Below are 17,867 nucleotides of genomic sequence, written 5' to 3' on the forward strand. Positions count from 1 at the left end.
CTCAGACCTTCTTCTCGTGGACGGACAGGTTCACCGACATCAGCCGGTTCTCGACGCTGGTCTGCAGCAGCCGCTCGACGAGCAGCGAGGCCAGCAGCAGCACGCCCGTGAGGACCGTGGCCCAGTAGGGCTGGATGCCGCGGATGGTGAGGCCGTTGCTGATGGTCGCGAGCACGAGGGCTCCGACCAGGACGCGCGGCAGGCTGCCTCGTCCGCCGGTGAGCGAGACTCCGGCGAGGGCCACGGCCGTGAGCGCGGTGAAGATGATCGCCGGGCTGGCGTTGGGGTTGGCCTCGGTCACGTTGGCGGTGTTGACCAGGCCGCCGACCGACGCGAGGACGCCAGAGATGACGAAGCCGAGCACGACGTAGCGGTTGCTGGCGATGCCGGCGCGGCGTACGGCCTCGGCGTTGGCGCCGACCGCCATCAGCCGCAGGCCGTCGCGGGTGCGGGTGAGGAAGACCGTGCCCACGACGAAGACCGCGGCGACGATGAAGACCGGCGCCGGGATGCCCGGGAACGAGTCGGTCCGCAGGTAGCGGTGGGTGCCCATGAACTCGAGCTGCGTCAGGCCGGGGAAGGTGTAGCCGCCGGCGACGACCGCCGCCAGGCCGGTCAGCACCGACAGGGTTCCGATGGTGACGATGATCGGGTTGAAGCCGCGCAGCGAGATCAGGCCGTTGACCACGCCGACCACCAGGCCGACGACGAGGCCGGCGAGCAACGCCAGCCAGGTGCCGTACCCGTGGGTGAGCAGCCAGCCGCACACGCACCCCGACAGGGCGGCGGTGCCGGGCAGGGACAGGTCCAGGACGCCGGTCATGATGCCGATGCCCACGCCGGCCGCGAAGAGAGCGGTCAGGGCGCCGGCGTTGGCGATCAGCAGCGCGTTGTCGATCGTGAAGAAGTACGGCGAGCACCAGACCGCGAAGGCCACGATCAGCAGGCCCCACAGCATGAAGATGCCCCGGTCACGCAGGAAGACCAGCACCGACACCGACCGGGGGACGTCGTGGCCGGTGGGGACCGCCCCGGGGGCGGGGCTGCCGGTGTCGACAGCCCCGTCCTCGGTCGTCCCGGAGGTGATCTCCGAGTTGCTCGTCGTCATGGTCAACCTTCAGCCCTCGGCCTTGACGACTTCCTGGGGGACGGTGAGCTGGACGCCCTCCGCCTCGGGGTCGTCGATCATCGCGGTGAGCGCGTCGAACGACTGGGCCATGTCGGCCTGGAACTGCAGGGCCACCACGGCGTAGATGTCGCCGGACTTCACCGCGGCGAGGGTCTCCTCGTTGCCGCCGCCCTCGGTGATGCAGGGGATGTCCTTGCCGGCGGCCTTGTAGGCGCCGATCGTGCCGAGCGCACCTTCGTCGTTCTGGGCGAAGACGGCGGTGACGTCGGGGTTGCCCTGCAGCGCGTTGCCCACGTCGGTCTGGGCGGCCGTGCGGTCGCTGACGGTGATCGTGGTGACGATCTTCGCGTCGGGGGCGGTGGCGGCGAGGGCCTTCTTGACGGCGCCCTCGAACTCCTCCTTGCCGGCGGTGCCGGGGGAGGACTCGGCGAAGAGCACCTCCGACTTCCCGTCGTAGCGCTCGTTGATGCAGTTGCCGAGCTCGGTTCCGGCGGCCTCCCCCTCGGCCTCGTAGTCGATGGTGGAGAAGGAGACGCCCGGCTGGAGGCCGTCGAGGCCGTAGTCCTCCGGGACGCCGTTGAGGATCATCGGCACGCCCTTGTCGAGGGCGGTCTGGACGAGGGCCGACATGGCGGGCGGGGCGACCGCGATGGTCCAGGCGCCGGCGACCGAGCCGCTCTCGATGGACGCCTGGAGGTCGGTGACCTGCTTCTGCGGGTCGAGCTTGGGGTCCTGGACGGTGACGTCGTACCCCTTCTCCTTGCCGTAGGCCTGCACGCCCTCGGAGAGCTGCTTCATCGCGGGGATCTGGAGTCCCAGCGGCGAGAACACGATGGTCTTGCTGGCGCCCGAGTCACCGTCCGAGCCGCTGTCGGTCGCGCCGTCGGCAGGCTGCGGGTCGCTGCCGCACGCGGCGAGCGAGAAGAGGCTGCCGACCGCGACGGCCGCAACGGCCGCCCGACGGAAGTTGTGGCGGTGGTGCATGTCATCTCCTGGTGTCCGCGGCAGCACATCGCTGCCTGTCGCTGGCCACCAGAAAACCTGTGACGGCGATCACGGGGAACCCGGTTCGCGCCGATGGCAGGTATCGGCTCCATCGCTTTCCCCGCGGTGTGCCGACCGCCACAGACTTGGCGACATGCCATACGTAGTCAGTGCCACGTGGACCAGCCAGCCCGGCTCCGAAGGCGTCGTCCTCGACGCCATCGAGAAGCTCACCCCGCCGTCGCGGGAGGAGCCCGGGAACCGCTTCTACCAGGCCTACCAGGACCCCACCGACCCCTCCGTGTTCCGCCTCTTCGAGATCTACGACGACGAGGACGCCTACGCCGCGCACGGCGCCTCGGACCACTTCAAGCAGTACGCCCTCGAGCAGGCCATCCCCGTGCTGGCCAACCGCGAGCGTGCCTTCTACGAGACGATCGGCGGCTGATGAAGCTCGCCGCCTTCCGGCTGACCTCCGACGCGCCCGATGTGCGTCGCGTCGGCCTCGTCGTGGGGGAGGGGCGCGCCTGGTGGGTGCACCCCTTCGATGACGGCACGGACCTCGTGGAGCTCCTCGCCGCGGAGCCGGAGGCGCGCGAGCGGGCGGCCGACCGGGCCGCCCAGTCCGACGGCCACCAGCCCGACGAGGTCGTGCTGCTGCCGCCCGTCAACCCGCCGGCCATGCGCGACTTCCTCACCTTCGAGGCGCACGTCGACGGCATGGAGCGCGGCCACGGCAACCCCGGGGTCCCGGAGGACTGGTACGCCGCTCCCGTCTTCCTCTTCATGGCTCCGCACGCCGTGACGGGTGCCTTCGACGACGTGGCCATGCCGCCCGACACCGAGCGGCTGGACTTCGAGCTCGAGATCGCCGCGGTGGTGTGCCGCGACGTCCGCAACGTGACGCCGGAGCAGGCGCGGTCCGCGATCGGCGGCTACTGCGTGATGAACGACTGGTCCGCCCGTGACGTCCAGGGCCGCGAGATGAGGCTCAAGCTCGGCCCGTCGAAGGGCAAGGACTTCGCCACCACGATCGGCCCCTGGGTCGTGACCGCCGACGAGCTCGACGGTTTCCGCGACGACGAGGGGTTCCTCGACCTCGGCATGTCGGTCGCGGTCAACGGCGAGCAGGTGGGCGAGGACCGCTCCGGCCACATGGGCTGGTCGTTCGAGCAGCTGGTCTCCCACGCGTCGCGTGCGTCGTGGGTGAAGGCTGGCGAGGTGCTCGCCTCCGGCACCTGCGCGTCGGGCTCGCTCGCCGAGTCGTGGGGCCGCACCGGCCGGCTCACCCCGCCGCCGCTCGCGGTCGGCGACGTCGTCGAGATGACGATCGAGAACATCGGCACGATCCGCAACACCGTCGTCGAGTCCGACGAGGACGTGCCGCCCGTGCCCACCGCACGCCGCCGCAGCGTCGAGGTGGCCTGATGGGCACGATCACCACGGTCGACCCGGCCACCGGCCTCGCCCTGTCGACGTACGACGTCCACGACGAGGCCGCGGTCGACGCCGCCCTCGCGGCCGCGCACACGGCCTACCTCGACTGGTCGCAGCGACCGGTCGCCGAGCGGACCGACCTGCTCCGCTCCGTGGGCAAGCTGCTCACCGAGCGACGCGACGACTACGCCGCGCTGATCACCTCCGAGATGGGCAAGCCGCTCGCGGAGGCCTACGCCGAGGTCGACAAGTGCGCCTGGAACTGCGAGGTGGTCGCCGACTCCGCGCCGGGCTGGCTGGCCGACCACGAGGTCGCGTCGGCGGCCAGCCGATCGTGGCTGTCCTACGAACCGCTCGGCGTGGTGTTCGCGGTCATGCCGTGGAACTACCCCTTCTGGCAGGTGCTCCGATTCGCCTGTGCGGCGCTCGTCGCGGGCAACGCCGGCGTGCTCAAGCACTCACCCAACGTGACCGGCTGCGCGCTGGCGATCGAGACGCTCTTCGCGGACGCCGGTGCTCCGGCTGGGCTCTTCACGACGGTCGTGCTCGACGACGCGCAGCTGGCGGAGATGACGCCGCGGATCATCGGCGACCCGCGGGTCGCCGCGGTGACGCTCACCGGCTCCGAGCGGGCAGGGGAGGCTGTCGGTGCTGCCGCGGGTCGCTTCCTGAAGAAGTCGGTGCTCGAGCTGGGCGGCTCGGACCCCTTCGTCGTTCTGGACGACGCCGACCTCGCGGCCGCTGCAACGGTCGCCGCGAAGTCGCGCTACGGCAACGGCGGCCAGAGCTGCATCGCCGCCAAGCGCTTCATCGTCGCCGAGTCCGTCGCCGACGAGTTCGTGCGGCTCTTCGTCGAGCAGGTCGCCGCGCTCCAGGTCGGTCCGCCGAACGAGTCGGGCACGACCGTCGGGCCGATGGCGCGCGACGACCTGCGCGCCGCCCTGGCCCGCCAGGTCGCCGATTCGGTGGCGCAGGGGGCCGCGCTCGTCTGCGGCGGCTCGCCGATCGACGGTCCCGGCTTCTACTTCGAGCCGACCGTGCTCGACCACGTCGTGCCCGGGATGACCTCCTTCACCGAGGAGACCTTCGGTCCGGTGGCCTCGATCATCCGTGCACGCGACGACGACCACGCCGTCGAGCTCGCCAACGACACCGACTACGGCCTCGGCGCCGCGGTCTGGTCACAGTCCGACCGCGGCCTCGCCGTCGGCCGGCGGATCCGGTCGGGTGCGCTCTTCGTGAACGCGATGGTGGCCTCCGACCCGCGCCTGCCGTTCGGCGGCATCGGCCGCTCCGGCTACGGCCGCGAGCTCTCGGCCGAGGGGACGCGCGAGTTCACCAACGTGCGAACGGTCTACGTCGGATGAACGCCCTCGACCACGTCGGCCTCACTGTGGGCGACCTCGACGCGATGAAGCAGTGGTACTGCGCGTCCCTGGGCCTGGAGGTCGAGCTCGAGTTCGCGCTCGACCACGTCGAGTTCCGCGGAGCGATGCTGCGCTCGGCGTCCGGCTACCGGATCGAGCTGCTGCACCGCCCCGGCTCGGCCGTCGGGCTGCAGGCGGGGAGCCCGGTCGAGGCGGCGCTGACACGCGGCTTCGGGCACGTCGCGCTCGACGTACCCGTCGTGGACGAGGCGTACGACGCCCTGCTGGCCGCAGGTGCCACGGACCGGATGTCGCCGCGCCCGTCCCCGGAGCCGGGTGTGCGGATGGCCTACGTCGCCGACCCCGAGGGCAACCTGATCGAGCTGCTCGACCGCACGACGGCGGCAGCCTCATGACCGGGCGGCTCGCGGGGAAGATCGCGCTGATCACCGGCGTCGGTGGGGGCATGGGCGCCGTCGCCGCGTCGATGTTCTGCGCGGAAGGGGCTCGCGTCGTCGGTTGCGACCTGTCGGCCGACGGTGCCGCAGCGACCGAGGCCGCAGTTCGGGCCGAGGGTGGCGAGATCACCTGCATGGGCGGGGTCGACCTCGGCGACGCCGACGCGGCCCGCGCGTGGGTGGACGCCGCCGTGGCGACGTACGAAGGCATCGACGTGCTCTACAACAACGCCTCCGCCCAGCGCTTCGGCGCGATCGACGAGCTCAGCGTCGAGGAGTGGGACTTCACGATGCGCAACGAGCTCAGCCTCGTCTACTACACGGTCCGGGCGGCGTGGCCGCACCTGAAGGCCCACGGCGGCGGCTCGATCGTCAACGTCGGCTCGATCGCGGCGCTCCGCGGCGTGGAGTTCATGCCGCAGAACGCCCACTCCACCGCCAAGGGCGGCGTCATCTCGCTGACCCTCCAGCTCGTGGTCGAGGGCGGCCCGCACGGCATCCGGGCCAACTGCATCAGCCCCGGCCTGGTCGAGACGCCCAACACCGCGCCCATGCTGGCCGACCCGCCCGAGCGGATGAGGAAGGTCGTCCTCGACCGCCTCCCGCTGGGACGGCACGGCCAGGCGGCCGACGTCGTCAACGCCGCCATCTTCCTGGCCTCCGACGAGTCGTCGTGGGTCTCCGGCACCAACCTCGTCGTCGACGGCGGCGGATCAGTCCTCGGTTAACCCCGTGGTGGTCGAGGTGCGAGCGAAGCGAGCCTCGAAACCACATCAGAGAAAGCGAACCCATGTCACACCTCAACCAGCACGGCATCACCCACCTGCGCCACGTCGACCTCGCCGTCACCGACTACGCCACCCAGCGCGCGTTCTACAAGGACACGTGGGGCCTCACCGAGCAGGGCACCGACTCCGGCATCTCCTACTTCGCCGCCGAGGGCTCCCCGGAGCAGTACGTCATCCGGCTGCGCGAGTCGGACGAGAAGCGTCTCGACCTGATCGCCTTCGGCTCGGAGTCGGTCGAGACCGTCGACGCGCTCGCCGAGCACCTCGGCCAGGCCGGCGTACAGCTGGTCAGCGAGCCCGACAAGCTCCAGACGGCGGGTGGCGGCTACGGCTTCCGATTCTTCGACATCGACGGCCGCACGATCGAGGTGTCGACCGACGTGGAGACCCGGCAGCACCGGGCCATCGAGGAGGGCGAGGCCATCCCGGTGCGGATCTCGCACGCGGTGATGAACTCCAACGACCCCAACGCGACGCGCGACTTCTACGCCAACGTGCTCGGCTTCAAGCTGTCGGACTCGCTCTGGAGCGAGCACATGGGCGAGATGATGCACTTCATGCGGTGCAACGACTGGCACCACAGCCTGGCGATCGCCCGCGGCCCGCACACCTCGGTGCACCACGTGTCGTTCGAGATGCGCGGCCTCGACGAGTACATGCGCGGCACCGGCCGCGTGATGCGCGCGGGCATCAAGAAGATCTGGGGACCGGGCCGCCACAACGCCGGCAACAACACGTTCTCCTACTTCCTCGACCCGAGCGGCAACACGATGGAGTACACGACCGAGCTCGAGAAGATCGAGACCGACGAGTGGCACCCGGCGCTCTACGACATCGCCGACCCGATGACCCAGGACGTCTGGGGCACGGCCGACCCGATGTCGGAGATCATCGCCAAGGACTCCTTCAACGACCCCGACAAGGGCGTCTTCGTCGCGCCGCCGGTCTGACATGTCCGGACGCTGTGCGGGGAAGGTCGTAGTCGTCACCGGCGCGGCCCGCGGCCAGGGCGCCGAGGAGGCACGAGCCCTGGCTGCCGAGGGGGCGACGGTCGTCGCCACCGACGTGCTCGACTTCGCGCCGACCGACGCCTACGTCCAGCGCCGGCTCGACGTCACCGACGCCGATGGCTGGGCCGCGCTGGCGACATGGATCGAGGCCGAGCACGGTCGCGTCGACGGGCTGGTCAACAACGCCGGCGTCGCCGCCCGCGAGCGGCTCCCGCACGTCTCGCTGGAGCAGTGGCAGCGCACCTTCGACATCAACGTCACCGGTCCGCTGCTCGGCATCCAGGCGCTGGCACCCCTGATGCCGCCCGGCTCCTCGATCGTCAACATCTGCTCGGTCGCCGCGGTCGCGGGCCACGCCGCGGCGGCGTACACCGCCTCCAAGTGGGCGCTGCGCGGCCTGACCCGCTCGGCGTCACTCGAGCTCGGTACGACGCGCGGCATCCGTGTGAACGCGGTGATGCCCGGGCTCGTGGACACCCCGCTCATGGAGTCGGCCCCTGCAGCCTTCCACGAGGCGGCGGTGGCCGAGGTGCCGCTCCACCGGGTGGGCGTGCCGGCCGACATCGCGCCGACGATCGTGTTCCTGGTCTCGGACGAGTCGTCGTACTACAACGGCGCAGAGCTGGTGATCGACGGCGGCCTGTCCGCCCACGTCTCGCACAAGCGGATCGCCGACGCGACGAGGCCGCCGTCGTGAGGATCGCTCAGCTCCGGCAGGGACCCGCGGTGCTCGACGGGGACGTCGCCCACCTGCTGCCCGCCTCCGTCGGCGACCTCATCGGGCTCGGCCTGGAGCGGGCGCTCGACGTGGGGGAGCAGGCCCGACGGACGCCGGCGGTGCCCTTCACGGAGGCGGACCTGCTGCTGCCCTACCGCCCACCCTCGGTGCGGGACTTCGTCACCTTCGAGTCCCACGTCGAGGGCGTGCGCCGCTCGATCGACCACGCGTCGGGCGTGCCGGAGGCGTGGTACGACGCGCCGCAGTTCTACTTCACCAACCCGCACGCGCTCTACGGGCCGGGGGAGGCGATCCCGCGCCCGCTCACCTCGCGCGCCCTCGACTTCGAGATGGAGGTGGCGTGCGTCGTGGGAACCGAGCTGCGCTCGGCCGCGCTCGAGGAGGCGGAGGCCGCGATCTTCGGCTACACGATCCTCAACGACTGGTCCGCCCGCGACCTCCAGTCCCGCGAGATGCAGGTCGGTCTCGGCCCCGCCAAGGGCAAGGACTTCGCGACGTCGTTCGGACCGTGGATCGTGACGGCCGACGAGCTGCCCTCGCTCGCGCTGGACTGCAAGGCCTACGTCAACGACGTCCTGATCGGCCACGACAACCTCGCGAACATGCACTTCTCCTTCGCCGAGATGGTCGCCCACGCCTCGCGCGACTCCGTCGTGCTGGCCGGCGACCTGCTCGCCTCGGGCACGACCGGCGGCGGAGGCTGCCTCGCCGAGCTCTGGGGCCGCCACGGAGCCCAGCACCCACCGCCGCTCGAGCCCGGCGACGTCGTACGCCTCGAGGTGGAGGGGCTGGGCACCCTGTCGGGCAGCGTGCGCTGACTGGTGGGCGCCGGGCGCTGGCACTAGCCTGCGGCATGGCCACCTTCGTGCTGACCCTCTTCGGCGACGACCGCCCCGGTCTCGTCTCGGACATCGCCGGAGCCATCAGCGCTCGCGGCGGCAGCTGGGAGCACAGCCAGCTGACGCAGGCGGCGGGCAAGTTCGCCGGCATCGTGGTGGTCTCGGCGCCTGAGGACGCGGCGGAGGCGATGCTCGCGAGCGTGCACGGGCTGGAGGACGAAGGATTTCACGTGTTGGTCGACCGGACCGACCCTCCCGTGGAGACAGCCCGCGCGAGGTTCAGCCTGGAGCTCGTCGGCGCCGACCGGCCCGGCATCATCGCTCAGATCGCCGCTCTGCTGGTCGAACACCGGGTGAGCATCGAGGACCTGGTCACCGAGCTCACCGACGCGCCCATGGCCGGCGGCAAGCTGTTCGAGGCCCGCGCTGTGCTCGTGGCTCCGGAGTCGATGAGCGCGTCCGACCTGAGCGCGGCGCTGGAGGACCTGGCCGACCGGCTCATGGTGGACGTGCACCTCTCGCTCGACTGATAAGCCGCGAGCTCACCCCAGGTTGCGCTCGCTCGTCGAGCGCCCGAGGCGGCGTACCTCCTCGTCCATCCGGGGCAGCCGCTCGGCGACGTGCTTGAGGGTGTCGCGCTCGCCGACGGGGGAGTTGACCAGGTTGCGGGCCTGGGCGACGGCACCCACCCAGCCGGGGACGTACACGTGCCGCTTGCGACCGGCGATGGCCTTGACGAAGGCCCTGCCGCAGCTCTCGACGGTCGCGGTGCGGTTCAGCGGTGGCGGCATCGAGGCGATCGCCTCGCCGAACGTGGTCAGGTCGGCCCGGGCGTCGCGCACCAGGGGCGTGTCGATCCACGACATGTGCGCACAGCCGACGTCGACGCCGAGGTGCTTGACCTCGAGTCGCAGGGCGTTGGCGAAGTGCTCGACACCGGCCTTGCTGGCGTTGTACGCCGCCATGCCCGGCATCGCTCCGAACGCGGCCAGCGACGACACCACGAGCATGTAGCCGCGGCGCTCGACCACCGACGGGAGGCAGGCGCGCACCGTGTGGAAGACGCCGGTCACGTTGGTGTCGATCACGCGCCTGAAGGTCTCGGGGTCGACGGCCAGGACCGAGCCGTAGCTGGCGATCCCGGCATTGGCCACGACGACGTCGATGCCGCCGTGCGCGTCAATGCCAGCGGCGACCGCGCCCTCCATCGCCGAGAAGTCGCGCACGTCGGCCACGGCCGTGACCGCGCGATCGCTCCCCAGGCTCGAGGCGACCGCATCGAGGGCGTCTCCGTCGACGTCGACCAGCACCAGTCGGGCGCCTTCGGCGTCGAGCCGCCGGGCGGTCTCCGCCCCGATGCCCTGAGCCGCCCCGGTGATCAGGACGACCTTGTCACGCAGCTCCCATCCCATGGCTCCTCCTACGGCGACGTTGCCTCGACGCTAGCGCCGGTCGGACGGTCAGTCGATGAACCAGCTGAACAGCTGTCCCGCCATCGGCGTCGGCAGCCACGAGAGGATCCCGACCGACACCAGCAGGGTGGTCGTGAGCACTGTGCGCACGGGTGTCGCCAGCCCGCCGCGGTGCACCCACAGCGTCCGGCCCGACCACCACAGCGTGCCCGCCGCGAGGAACGGACCGACGGTGACCGCGAGGATCCCGGCGAGGCCGATCGGCAGGCCGAGGGCGGTGCCGTAGGGCCAGACCGTCGTCAGGTCGTGCGCCCACAGCTCCTCCTGCGTGGCACCCGCGAAGCCGTTGGCGTAGTAGGGAAGCACCAGCGCCACGACGTACGACGCCGCGCACAGGGTCGCGAGGGCGAGGCCGAACCAGGCCGACCGAGCCGAGGGCGGACGCCGCTCACCGACCCTCAGACCGTCGACGTGCCACACGTGCGCCATGAGGCAGTGTGCTCAGGACGCGTCGCTGCGGGCCGTTCGGTGCACGGACGTACCCCGAGCGGGGTAGCGGTGGATCAGTCGGTCGACGCGGAGGAGATGTCGACGCAGAGGACGCCCCGGTTGCCGTCCTGGTCGGCGATCACGACGAGGCCAGGCTCGCTGTTGTCGACGACGGTGCCACCGGCCGCGACCGCTGCGGCGATCCGGCCCTCGATCGCCTCGGGCGCGACGTATACCTCGACGTGGATCCGCTGGCCCTCGCCGGGCTCGTCGCCGAACCACAGGTTCGGCACCCGCACGGTGGCGTCGCGGATCTCGTCGCTCGGTGATCCGCGGCCCTGGGAGTCGGCGCTACCGGTGAGCAGGGCCGCCCAGACCGGCGCGATCCTCGCCGAGTCGGCGGTGTCGAGGCCGAGCTCGGCCTCGCTGACCGACGCCGGGTCGGCGGTCAGCCCTTGATCCGCGGCGACGTCGGTGATCGTGCGCGCGAGGTCGATGTCCTGCTGGGTCACCCACTCCACGACGTAGTCAGTCCCGTCGTCGGCGCGATAGATCGCGTCGTCGGTGACGAGCTCGAGGTCGACGTGCCCCGAGCCGATCCGCACGCGCGGGTGGTGGCCGATGGCATCGCCGGCCTCGCCGATCGCGGCGACGAAGCGCGCGGCCGCACCGAAGTCGTCGACGAGGAAGCGCGCATGGAGCCCCTGCGCCAGCTTGCGCCAGTCGGTGAGCCTCGCCTCGGCGATCGTGTTCCCCCGCAGCATGTCCATGCCCGGGGACCCTAGCCGCGATGTCCGACAGCGGCACGTGTCGTATCCAGCCGGTGCCGTTCGTCGTCTGTACGAGACACGCCCACCCACCCACGCAGGAGACCCGAGATGTTCACGATCGAGGAAGAGAGCGGCACCTGGACCGGCACCCGCCGGCGGCACAACGGCTACTACGCCGGCGACTTCTCGGGCACTCCGATGCTGACTCCGGCCGAGCTGTCGGCGCTGGCGAAGCTGCGGGCTCCGACCTTCCCAGTCAGCGAAGGTCGTCGATGACATCCATCGCAGCATCGTGACGGAGCTTCTGGAGCCTGCGGAGCAGCCTGACCTGCTCAGCGCGCGCCGCCATGCGCTCGGACAGCAACAGCCGGGCGATCAGGACGTCGTCGCTTCGCTCGCGGCAGGTCGGCTCACTCACAGCCGGCGCCTCGAACCCCGTCGGCCACACCGTGGAGGGGCCATGGCAGACGGCTTCGAAGACGGCCCCCTCAGGCGAGGCGCCGGTGAGGTCGACGCCGCGCAGGTCAGTTCGGATGAATCGAGCCCCACGCAGTTTCGCGCGCGAGAGATCCGCGCCTGCGAGCGTTGTGCCGAGGAAGCGTGCATCGCGGAGGTCTGCCGCGGCGAAGTCCGCACAGTTCCGCGCCTTGTCCTTGAGTCGCGCGAGCCGTGCCTCGACCTGTGTCTTCGACTCCCCGACGTCGCAGCCAAGGTCCAACCCGCTGAGGTCCGCGCCTGCGAGCTGCATGCCTGCGAACGTACGACGCGACCCCGAGGACGTCACATCGCGCACGAAGCGGACGTTCTCCAGGATCTCGGCGCTCGCGGCCATCCTGTCGGCCTGCGTCTGTTGTCGGTCCGCCATGGTGGACTCCAGACGCACTGTCGCGGCGAAGACGACGGCGGCGACGAGGATCGCCAGTACGGCCTCCCACAGGAGAGTCATGAGGGGATCGGCGGCAAATCGGCGTACTCGAGACATCTCGCCCTCCAGATGGTCGGGCGTCACTCACGCAGACGTCGGGGTGCGGCGGAGGTCGAGCGACACCGCTGGGTATCCGTGGATTCCATTGGGGTGCCGCGCCCGAGGAGTGTCAAGGAGCCGATGCGGTCGGCCTAGACCCCGTTCGCCCGCGCGATCGCGGAGAGCACCGCGACGCTGGGCTTCGCCCGGCGCTCGAAGGTCTCGTGGTCGACGGAGTGCAGGCCGTAGTGGAAGTCGTAGCCGAAGATCCACTCGAAGTTGTCGAGCAGCGACCAGTGGCAGTAACCGAGGACCGGCACGCCGTCGTCCATGGCGTCGAGCAGCCCGGTCAGTGCGGGCGCGATGAACGCGGCACGGTGGGTGTCGTCGTCGTGGGCCATTCCGTGCTCGGTGACCAGCACCGGCACCCCGGTCGCCTCGAAGGCGTAGCGCACGGCGCCGCCGAGGGAGGCCGGCTCGATGGCCGAGCCCATCTGGTTGCGGGGGAGCCCGTCGGGCACGGCGACCTTGCCCCGGTCGTCGTAGTGGATGCGCTCGTAGTTCTGCACGCCGACGAAGTCGTCGTCGCGGGCGAGCTCGAGCCACCTGCCGTACACGTCCTCGCGCTTGCGGTCGCGCACGGTCGCGTCGTCGCCGTCGACCACGTCGTCCATGATCGCGATCGACAAGCCCACGGGCAGGTCGGCCCGGCGCGCCTTGATGGCCGCCTTGGCGGCACGGTGGCCGGCGGTCATGCCGTCGGCCATCGCGTCCGACTCCTCGGGCAGGGTGACGTTGGAGAGGCGGTACGCCGGCACCCCGGCGGCCTTGCTCGCCGCCTCGAGCGTCGCCCGCTCGAGGTCGTGCACGAAGTCGGGGAGGTCCATCCAGGCGAGCAGGCGGGTGAGGTTGGGCTCGTTGAGGGTGACGGCGTAGGCGATGCGGTCGCCGAAGCGCTCCATCAGCGTGTCGGCGTAGCGGGCGAACAGCTCGGGCGCCTTCTCGTCGAGCCAGCTGCCGCGCATCGCGAACCAGTGCGGCGAGGTGAAGTGGTTGAAGGTCACGACCGGCGCCAGGCCGACCTCGAGGCAGCGGTCGACGATCGCCTCGTAGTGGTCGATCGCGGCCTCGTCGAAGGTGCCCTCGGTCGGCTCGACGCGGGCCCACTCCACGGAGAAGCGGTAGGCGTTCATGCCCATCCCGGCGGCGAGGTCGACGTCCTCGCGCCACAGCTCCCAGTTGTTGCAGGCGCGGCCGGACGGCTCCTTGAAGACGGTGGGGGACACCAGCTCGGCGAACCAGGTGTCGCTGTTCGAGTTGTCGCCCTCCACCTGGTGGCCGGAGTGGGCGACGCCCCAGAGGAAGTCGGTCGGGAAGAATCGCGTGGTCACGGTCACAGCACACCGCAGCGGTCGCCCACCCGGAAGCCGGAGTGCGGTGATACCTCGCATCACGACTGGCTGATTCCCCGCGCCCGTGACGACCGGCACAGTCGGGGTCATGTTCGAGTACTTCATCGGCCCCAAGTACGTCTGGAACCTCGGCGTCTGCGCGACGCTGAACAACGGAGGTGCCATCGACGAGGTGGACCGGGCCTGCCGTCCCGCGCGCGAGGCGCCCGACGTCGACTCGGGCAGCCGGATCTTCATGGAGTCGTGGAAGGCGGTCGCCGACCAGGTCGCCGACCAGGCCCGCGCCTCCGAGGCCGCCGGACACCTGCGCACCGCCGGCCAGCAGTGGTACCGCTCGGGCCTCTACGTCTGCCAGGCCGAGCGGATGCTCAGCAACACCGACCCCGGCCGGCGCGCGTTCTACCAGCAGGCGCTCGACGCCTTCGAGAAGGTCTTCGAGCTCGCCGACCCGGCCACGTCGCGGGTCGAGGTGCCGTTCGAGGGCACCACCTTGCCGGCGTACTTCTCCAACGCGAGCAAGGACGGGGAGCCCGTGCCGTGCGTGGTCATGTGGAACGGCCTCGACTCCACCAAGGAGCACATGTACACCTCCGGCTGGGCCCAGGAGATGCGCGAGCGCGGGATCTCGGTGCTGATGATCGACAACCCCGGCTCCGGTGAGGCGCTGCGATTCGGTGACCTCAAGGCCCGCATCGAGTCGGAGGAGTGGGCGAGCGCCCAGGTCGACTGGCTCGAGTCTCGTTCCGACGTCGACAGCGACCGGATCGGCCTCGTCGGCTGGTCGCTCGGTGGCTACTACGTCCCGCGCGCCGCGGCCTTCGAGAAGCGGTTCAAGCTCATCGCCGTCTGGGGCGCCAACCACAACTGGGGTGAGGTGCAGAAGAAGCGGCTGCAGCGCGAGGGCGAGAACCCGGTGCCGCACTACTGGGAGCACGTCCTCTGGGTCTGGGGCTTCGACGACGTCGAGAAGTTCATCGACTACGCCGAGGGCGTGAATCTCGACGGCGTCGTCGAGAGGATCACAGTTCCATTCCTCATCGCGCACGGCGAGAACGACCGCCAGATCTCCGTCGACTACGCGCACCGGTCCTACGACCAGGCCGTGAACAGCCCCAAGCGCGAGCTGCGGGTCTTCACCGTCGACGAGGGCGCCGCCGAGCACGTCGGGCTCGACCACATGCCCCACATCAACGCGTTCATCGCCGACTGGGTCGAGGACACGTTCGCCGGGCTGGGCTGACGCCGTGGTCGAGTGGGTCGCCCGGATGATCACGCCGGACGTGGAGCTCGACGCTGCGCCGCTCTTCCGGCGCGCGGTCGAGCTGGCAGGTGAGGTGGGGCGAGCGACGCTCCACCTGACCGCCTTCGGTGTGGTCGAGGCGAGCGTGAACGGAAGCCCGGTGAGCGACGAGGTGCTGGCGCCGGGCTGGACGAGCTACGAGTGGCGGCTGCGACACCGCAGCCACGACGTCACCCATCTCGTCGGACCGGCCACGGAGATCCGACTCCTGGTGGGCAGCGGGTGGCACCGCGGCCGCCTCGGCTTCCACGGCAACCGGAACCTGTACGGCGCCGACCCGGGCGCCTTCGCCCAGCTCGAGGTCGAGTACGCCGACGGGCGCACCGAGGTCATCGGCACCGATGCCTCGTGGCAGTCCGGCGCCTCCGGCGTCCTGGCCGACGACCTCTACGACGGCCAGACGGTCGACGCCCGACGCCTCGAGCCCACCACGTGGGGCCCTGTGCGCGAGCTCGACTTCGACACCTCGCTGCTCGACGCCTCTCCGCACCCGGCGATCCGTCGGCACGAGTCGATCCGTCCCGAGCGGGTCTGGACCGCTCCGAGCGGCGAGGTGCTGCTGGACTTCGGGCAGAACCTCGTCGGCTGGCTGCGGTTCACCGTGCAGGGTCCGGCGGGGAGCACGATCACGGTCCGCCATGCGGAGGTGCTGGAGCACGGGGAGCTGTGCGTGCGTCCGCTCCGCACCGCGCAGGCCACCGACCGGCTCGTGCTCAGCGGCGGGACCGACGTGTTCGAGCCGACCATGACCACGCACGGCTTCCGCTATGCCGGCGTTACGGGCTGGCCGGGGGAGCTCCGCGCCGCCGACGTCGAGGCAGTCGTGGTGCACACCGAGCAGGAGCGCACCGGTCGCTTCGCGTGCAGCGACGAGCGCGTCAACCGGCTGCACGAGAACGCCGTGTGGACCTGGCGCGGCAACTCCGTCGGCGTGCCGACTGACTGCCCGCAACGCGACGAGCGCCTCGGCTGGACCGGCGACCTCGCCGTCTTCGCGCCGAGCGCCGCCTTCCTCTTCGACGTCGGCCCCTTCCTGCGGCAGTGGCTCGTCGACCTCGCCCTCGAGCAGCAGCACGCCGAGGGCAGGGTGCCGTTGTGCGCGCCCGACTGCCTGAAGTTCGAGGAGCCGCCGGAGGGACTGCCGCCGATGGACGCGTCGGCCATCTGGGCCGACGCCTCGGTCTGGGTGCCGTGGGCGCTGTGGACGGCGTACGGCGACGCGGGGGTGCTGCGCGACCACTGGCCCTCGATGCTGGCCCACGTCGAGCGCACCCGCGACCAGCTGCTCTCCGAGCGCGGGCTGTGGGAGGGCGGCTTCCAGTTCGGCGACTGGCTCGACCCGAGCGCGCCGCCCGACCAGCCGGGGCGCTCGCGTGCCGACACCGGCGTCGTGGCGACGGCCGTCTTCCACCGCAGCGTCGTCCTCGCAGCACGGTCCGCCGAGGTGCTCGGACACGACCGCACGGAGCTGGACGACCTGGCCCGCGACCTGCGCGGGGCCTTCCTCCGCCACTACGTCGACGAGCGGGGGCGGGTGCACAGCGACTGCCCGACGGCATACGCCCTCGCGCTGGAGCTCGGGTTGCTCGACGGTGACCCGCGCCGCGGCATGGCGGGCGACCGGCTCGCCGAGCTCGTGCGCGAGGAGGGCCACCACATCGGCACCGGGTTCGCCGGGACGGCGTTCGTCCTCGACGCGCTGGTCGGCACCGGGCACCTCGACGACGCCTACGCCCTGCTGACGCAGACCGGCTGCCCGTCGTGGCTCTACCCGGTGACCATGGGCGCCACGACCGTCTGGGAGCGGTGGGACTCGATGCTGCCCGACGGGTCGGTGAACCCGGGGACGATGACCAGCTTCAACCACTACGCGCTCGCGTCGGTGGCCGACTGGTTGCACCGCACCGTCGGCGGGCTCGCCCCGCTCGAGCCCGGCTACCGCCGCTTCCGCGTGGCACCACGGCCCGGCGGTGGCCTCACGTGGGCGGAGACCAGCCTGGACTCACCCCACGGCCCGATCCGCGTCGCGTGGACGGCCGCGGCGGGCGTGCTCGCGACGGTCGACGTGACGGTCCCCGTCGGGTGCGAGGCAGAAGTCGACCTCGGCGACGGCCGTCCGAGCGTCGTCGGCGCCGGCCGGCACTCGGTGGCGTACGGCCGTTAGTCACGCGGGCCCTTGCGCGACAGCCGGTCCAGAGCACCCTCGGGAAGCGTGGCCGCGAGCTCGGGAGTGAACTCGCCGTCGACGAGCACGAAGCAGACCCGGGCGACGGTGTCGCCGCGGTTGGCCCAGGCGTGGTCCGTCCCGCGTTGTACGACGATGTCGCCCGCGTGCAGCGTCACCTCGGAGTCGTCGAGGACGAGCGTGATCTGTCCCTCGAGCACGATGCCGTAGTCGACGGACGCCGTGCGGTGCACCGGCGACTGGAGCCCGCGCTCGTCGAGGAAGCCGGGGGCGAACTCGTTGATCCGGATCTTGGTGCCGCGCGGGGGAGGCGGGACGGCGAGCTCGCGCTCGGTCGGGTCGACGTCCTCGACCGCGGAGAGCGGAGCGGGCGCGCCGCTGGTGTTCCACACCTCGTGGAAGGCGACACCGTCGTCGGGCAGCTCGCGGCTGACCGGGACCGGCCCGTCCGCGACGACGACGGAGACGCCGTCGGGGGTGTGGCCGGTGACGACGCGACGGGGCACGGTGGACATGTCCGTCAGCGTAGGAGCGCGGCGGCGCGACCGGGCATCCGCTTCGGTGATCCGAGGCATCCGCTCCGT

20 protein-coding genes are annotated in these 17,867 nt (G+C 71.2%); 12 read left to right on the forward strand and 8 right to left on the reverse strand.

All coding sequences use genetic code 11. From position 1 onward, the window contains the following. Window position 1 precedes the first annotated feature (1 nt). Both J2X46_RS20445 and J2X46_RS20450 read right to left on the reverse strand, forming a co-directional pair. The gene (locus J2X46_RS20445; protein WP_310253842.1) at window positions 2–1,108 is read right to left on the reverse strand and encodes an ABC transporter permease; all 1,107 of its coding nucleotides are present in this window, start codon (window positions 1,106–1,108) and stop codon (window positions 2–4) included. 9 nt (window positions 1,109–1,117) lie between these two features. Further along, entirely contained in the window at window positions 1,118–2,113 is a 996-nt protein-coding gene (locus J2X46_RS20450; RefSeq protein ID WP_310253844.1) for a sugar ABC transporter substrate-binding protein, read from the reverse strand. A 154-nt stretch (window positions 2,114–2,267) separates the two neighbouring features. Between J2X46_RS20450 and J2X46_RS20455 the strand changes: the two genes are divergently transcribed. The 9 genes from J2X46_RS20455 (at window position 2,268) to J2X46_RS20495 (ending at window position 9,281) form a co-directional block, all read left to right on the forward strand. Beyond that, on the forward strand, window positions 2,268–2,561 hold the full coding sequence (locus J2X46_RS20455; protein ID WP_310253846.1) for a putative quinol monooxygenase: 294 nt from the start codon (window positions 2,268–2,270) through the stop codon (window positions 2,559–2,561). Continuing rightward, a complete protein-coding gene (locus tag J2X46_RS20460; RefSeq protein ID WP_310253848.1) occupies window positions 2,561–3,541 on the forward strand; it encodes a fumarylacetoacetate hydrolase family protein in 981 nt (326 codons plus the stop codon). The genes J2X46_RS20455 and J2X46_RS20460 overlap by 1 nt, the downstream gene beginning before the upstream one ends. Further along, window positions 3,541–4,917, forward strand: a complete 1,377-nt coding sequence (locus J2X46_RS20465) for an NAD-dependent succinate-semialdehyde dehydrogenase (protein ID WP_310253850.1) — start codon at window positions 3,541–3,543, stop codon at window positions 4,915–4,917. The genes J2X46_RS20460 and J2X46_RS20465 overlap by 1 nt, the downstream gene beginning before the upstream one ends. Next, on the forward strand, window positions 4,914–5,333 hold the full coding sequence (locus tag J2X46_RS20470; protein WP_310253851.1) for a VOC family protein: 420 nt from the start codon (window positions 4,914–4,916) through the stop codon (window positions 5,331–5,333). The genes J2X46_RS20465 and J2X46_RS20470 overlap by 4 nt, the downstream gene beginning before the upstream one ends. Continuing rightward, window positions 5,330–6,103, forward strand: a complete 774-nt coding sequence (locus tag J2X46_RS20475) for an SDR family NAD(P)-dependent oxidoreductase (RefSeq protein WP_310253852.1) — start codon at window positions 5,330–5,332, stop codon at window positions 6,101–6,103. The genes J2X46_RS20470 and J2X46_RS20475 overlap by 4 nt, the downstream gene beginning before the upstream one ends. A gap of 62 nt (window positions 6,104–6,165) precedes the next feature. Continuing rightward, window positions 6,166–7,113, forward strand: a complete 948-nt coding sequence (locus J2X46_RS20480; protein WP_310253853.1) for a VOC family protein — start codon at window positions 6,166–6,168, stop codon at window positions 7,111–7,113. 1 nt (window position 7,114) lies between these two features. Beyond that, window positions 7,115–7,870, forward strand: coding sequence for an SDR family oxidoreductase (locus tag J2X46_RS20485; protein ID WP_310253854.1), 756 nt, complete (start codon window positions 7,115–7,117; stop codon window positions 7,868–7,870). Next, the gene (locus J2X46_RS20490) at window positions 7,867–8,730 is read left to right on the forward strand and encodes a fumarylacetoacetate hydrolase family protein (RefSeq protein WP_310253855.1); all 864 of its coding nucleotides are present in this window, start codon (window positions 7,867–7,869) and stop codon (window positions 8,728–8,730) included. Before J2X46_RS20485 ends, J2X46_RS20490 begins: the two co-directional genes overlap by 4 nt. Window positions 8,731–8,765: 35 nt before the next feature. Next, window positions 8,766–9,281, forward strand: a complete 516-nt coding sequence (locus J2X46_RS20495) for an ACT domain-containing protein (protein WP_310253856.1) — start codon at window positions 8,766–8,768, stop codon at window positions 9,279–9,281. A 12-nt stretch (window positions 9,282–9,293) separates the two neighbouring features. Here J2X46_RS20495 and J2X46_RS20500 read toward each other — a convergent pair whose 3' ends face one another. From J2X46_RS20500 to J2X46_RS20510, 3 genes are all read right to left on the reverse strand, one after another. Continuing rightward, window positions 9,294–10,163, reverse strand: coding sequence for an SDR family oxidoreductase (locus J2X46_RS20500; protein WP_310253857.1), 870 nt, complete (start codon window positions 10,161–10,163; stop codon window positions 9,294–9,296). 48 nt (window positions 10,164–10,211) lie between these two features. Continuing rightward, window positions 10,212–10,652, reverse strand: a complete 441-nt coding sequence (locus J2X46_RS20505) for a hypothetical protein (RefSeq protein ID WP_310253858.1) — start codon at window positions 10,650–10,652, stop codon at window positions 10,212–10,214. 74 nt (window positions 10,653–10,726) lie between these two features. Further along, window positions 10,727–11,422 carry a 4a-hydroxytetrahydrobiopterin dehydratase gene (locus J2X46_RS20510; protein WP_310253859.1) on the reverse strand — a complete coding sequence of 232 codons (696 nt, stop codon included), beginning with the start codon at window positions 11,420–11,422 and terminating at the stop codon, window positions 10,727–10,729. Between the two features lie 108 nt (window positions 11,423–11,530). Here J2X46_RS20510 and J2X46_RS20515 point away from each other — a divergent pair, with 108 nt between their 5' ends. Then, a complete protein-coding gene (locus J2X46_RS20515) occupies window positions 11,531–11,698 on the forward strand; it encodes a hypothetical protein (RefSeq protein ID WP_310253860.1) in 168 nt (55 codons plus the stop codon). On the opposite strand, the gene J2X46_RS20520 is transcribed toward J2X46_RS20515, so the two are convergent. Beyond that, entirely contained in the window at window positions 11,679–12,368 is a 690-nt protein-coding gene (locus tag J2X46_RS20520; protein ID WP_310253861.1) for a pentapeptide repeat-containing protein, read from the reverse strand. The two genes, J2X46_RS20515 and J2X46_RS20520, sit on opposite strands and share 20 nt — an antisense overlap. Before the next feature lie 170 nt (window positions 12,369–12,538). Beyond that, window positions 12,539–13,777 carry a family 1 glycosylhydrolase gene (locus J2X46_RS20525; RefSeq protein WP_310253863.1) on the reverse strand — a complete coding sequence of 413 codons (1,239 nt, stop codon included), beginning with the start codon at window positions 13,775–13,777 and terminating at the stop codon, window positions 12,539–12,541. Between the two features lie 109 nt (window positions 13,778–13,886). Between J2X46_RS20525 and J2X46_RS20530 the strand changes: the two genes are divergently transcribed. Then, window positions 13,887–15,038, forward strand: a complete 1,152-nt coding sequence (locus tag J2X46_RS20530) for an alpha/beta fold hydrolase (RefSeq protein ID WP_310253865.1) — start codon at window positions 13,887–13,889, stop codon at window positions 15,036–15,038. A 4-nt stretch (window positions 15,039–15,042) separates the two neighbouring features. Then, the gene (locus J2X46_RS20535; RefSeq protein WP_310253866.1) at window positions 15,043–17,262 is read left to right on the forward strand and encodes a family 78 glycoside hydrolase catalytic domain; all 2,220 of its coding nucleotides are present in this window, start codon (window positions 15,043–15,045) and stop codon (window positions 17,260–17,262) included. On the opposite strand, the gene J2X46_RS20540 is transcribed toward J2X46_RS20535, so the two are convergent. Then, window positions 17,259–17,798: a cupin domain-containing protein gene (locus tag J2X46_RS20540; protein WP_310253868.1), complete on the reverse strand. Its 540-nt coding sequence runs from the start codon at window positions 17,796–17,798 to the stop codon at window positions 17,259–17,261. The two genes, J2X46_RS20535 and J2X46_RS20540, sit on opposite strands and share 4 nt — an antisense overlap. Window positions 17,799–17,867: the final 69 nt, after the last annotated feature.

The organism is Nocardioides sp. BE266, assembly GCF_031457855.1.
Taxonomy (GTDB): domain Bacteria; phylum Actinomycetota; class Actinomycetes; order Propionibacteriales; family Nocardioidaceae; genus Nocardioides.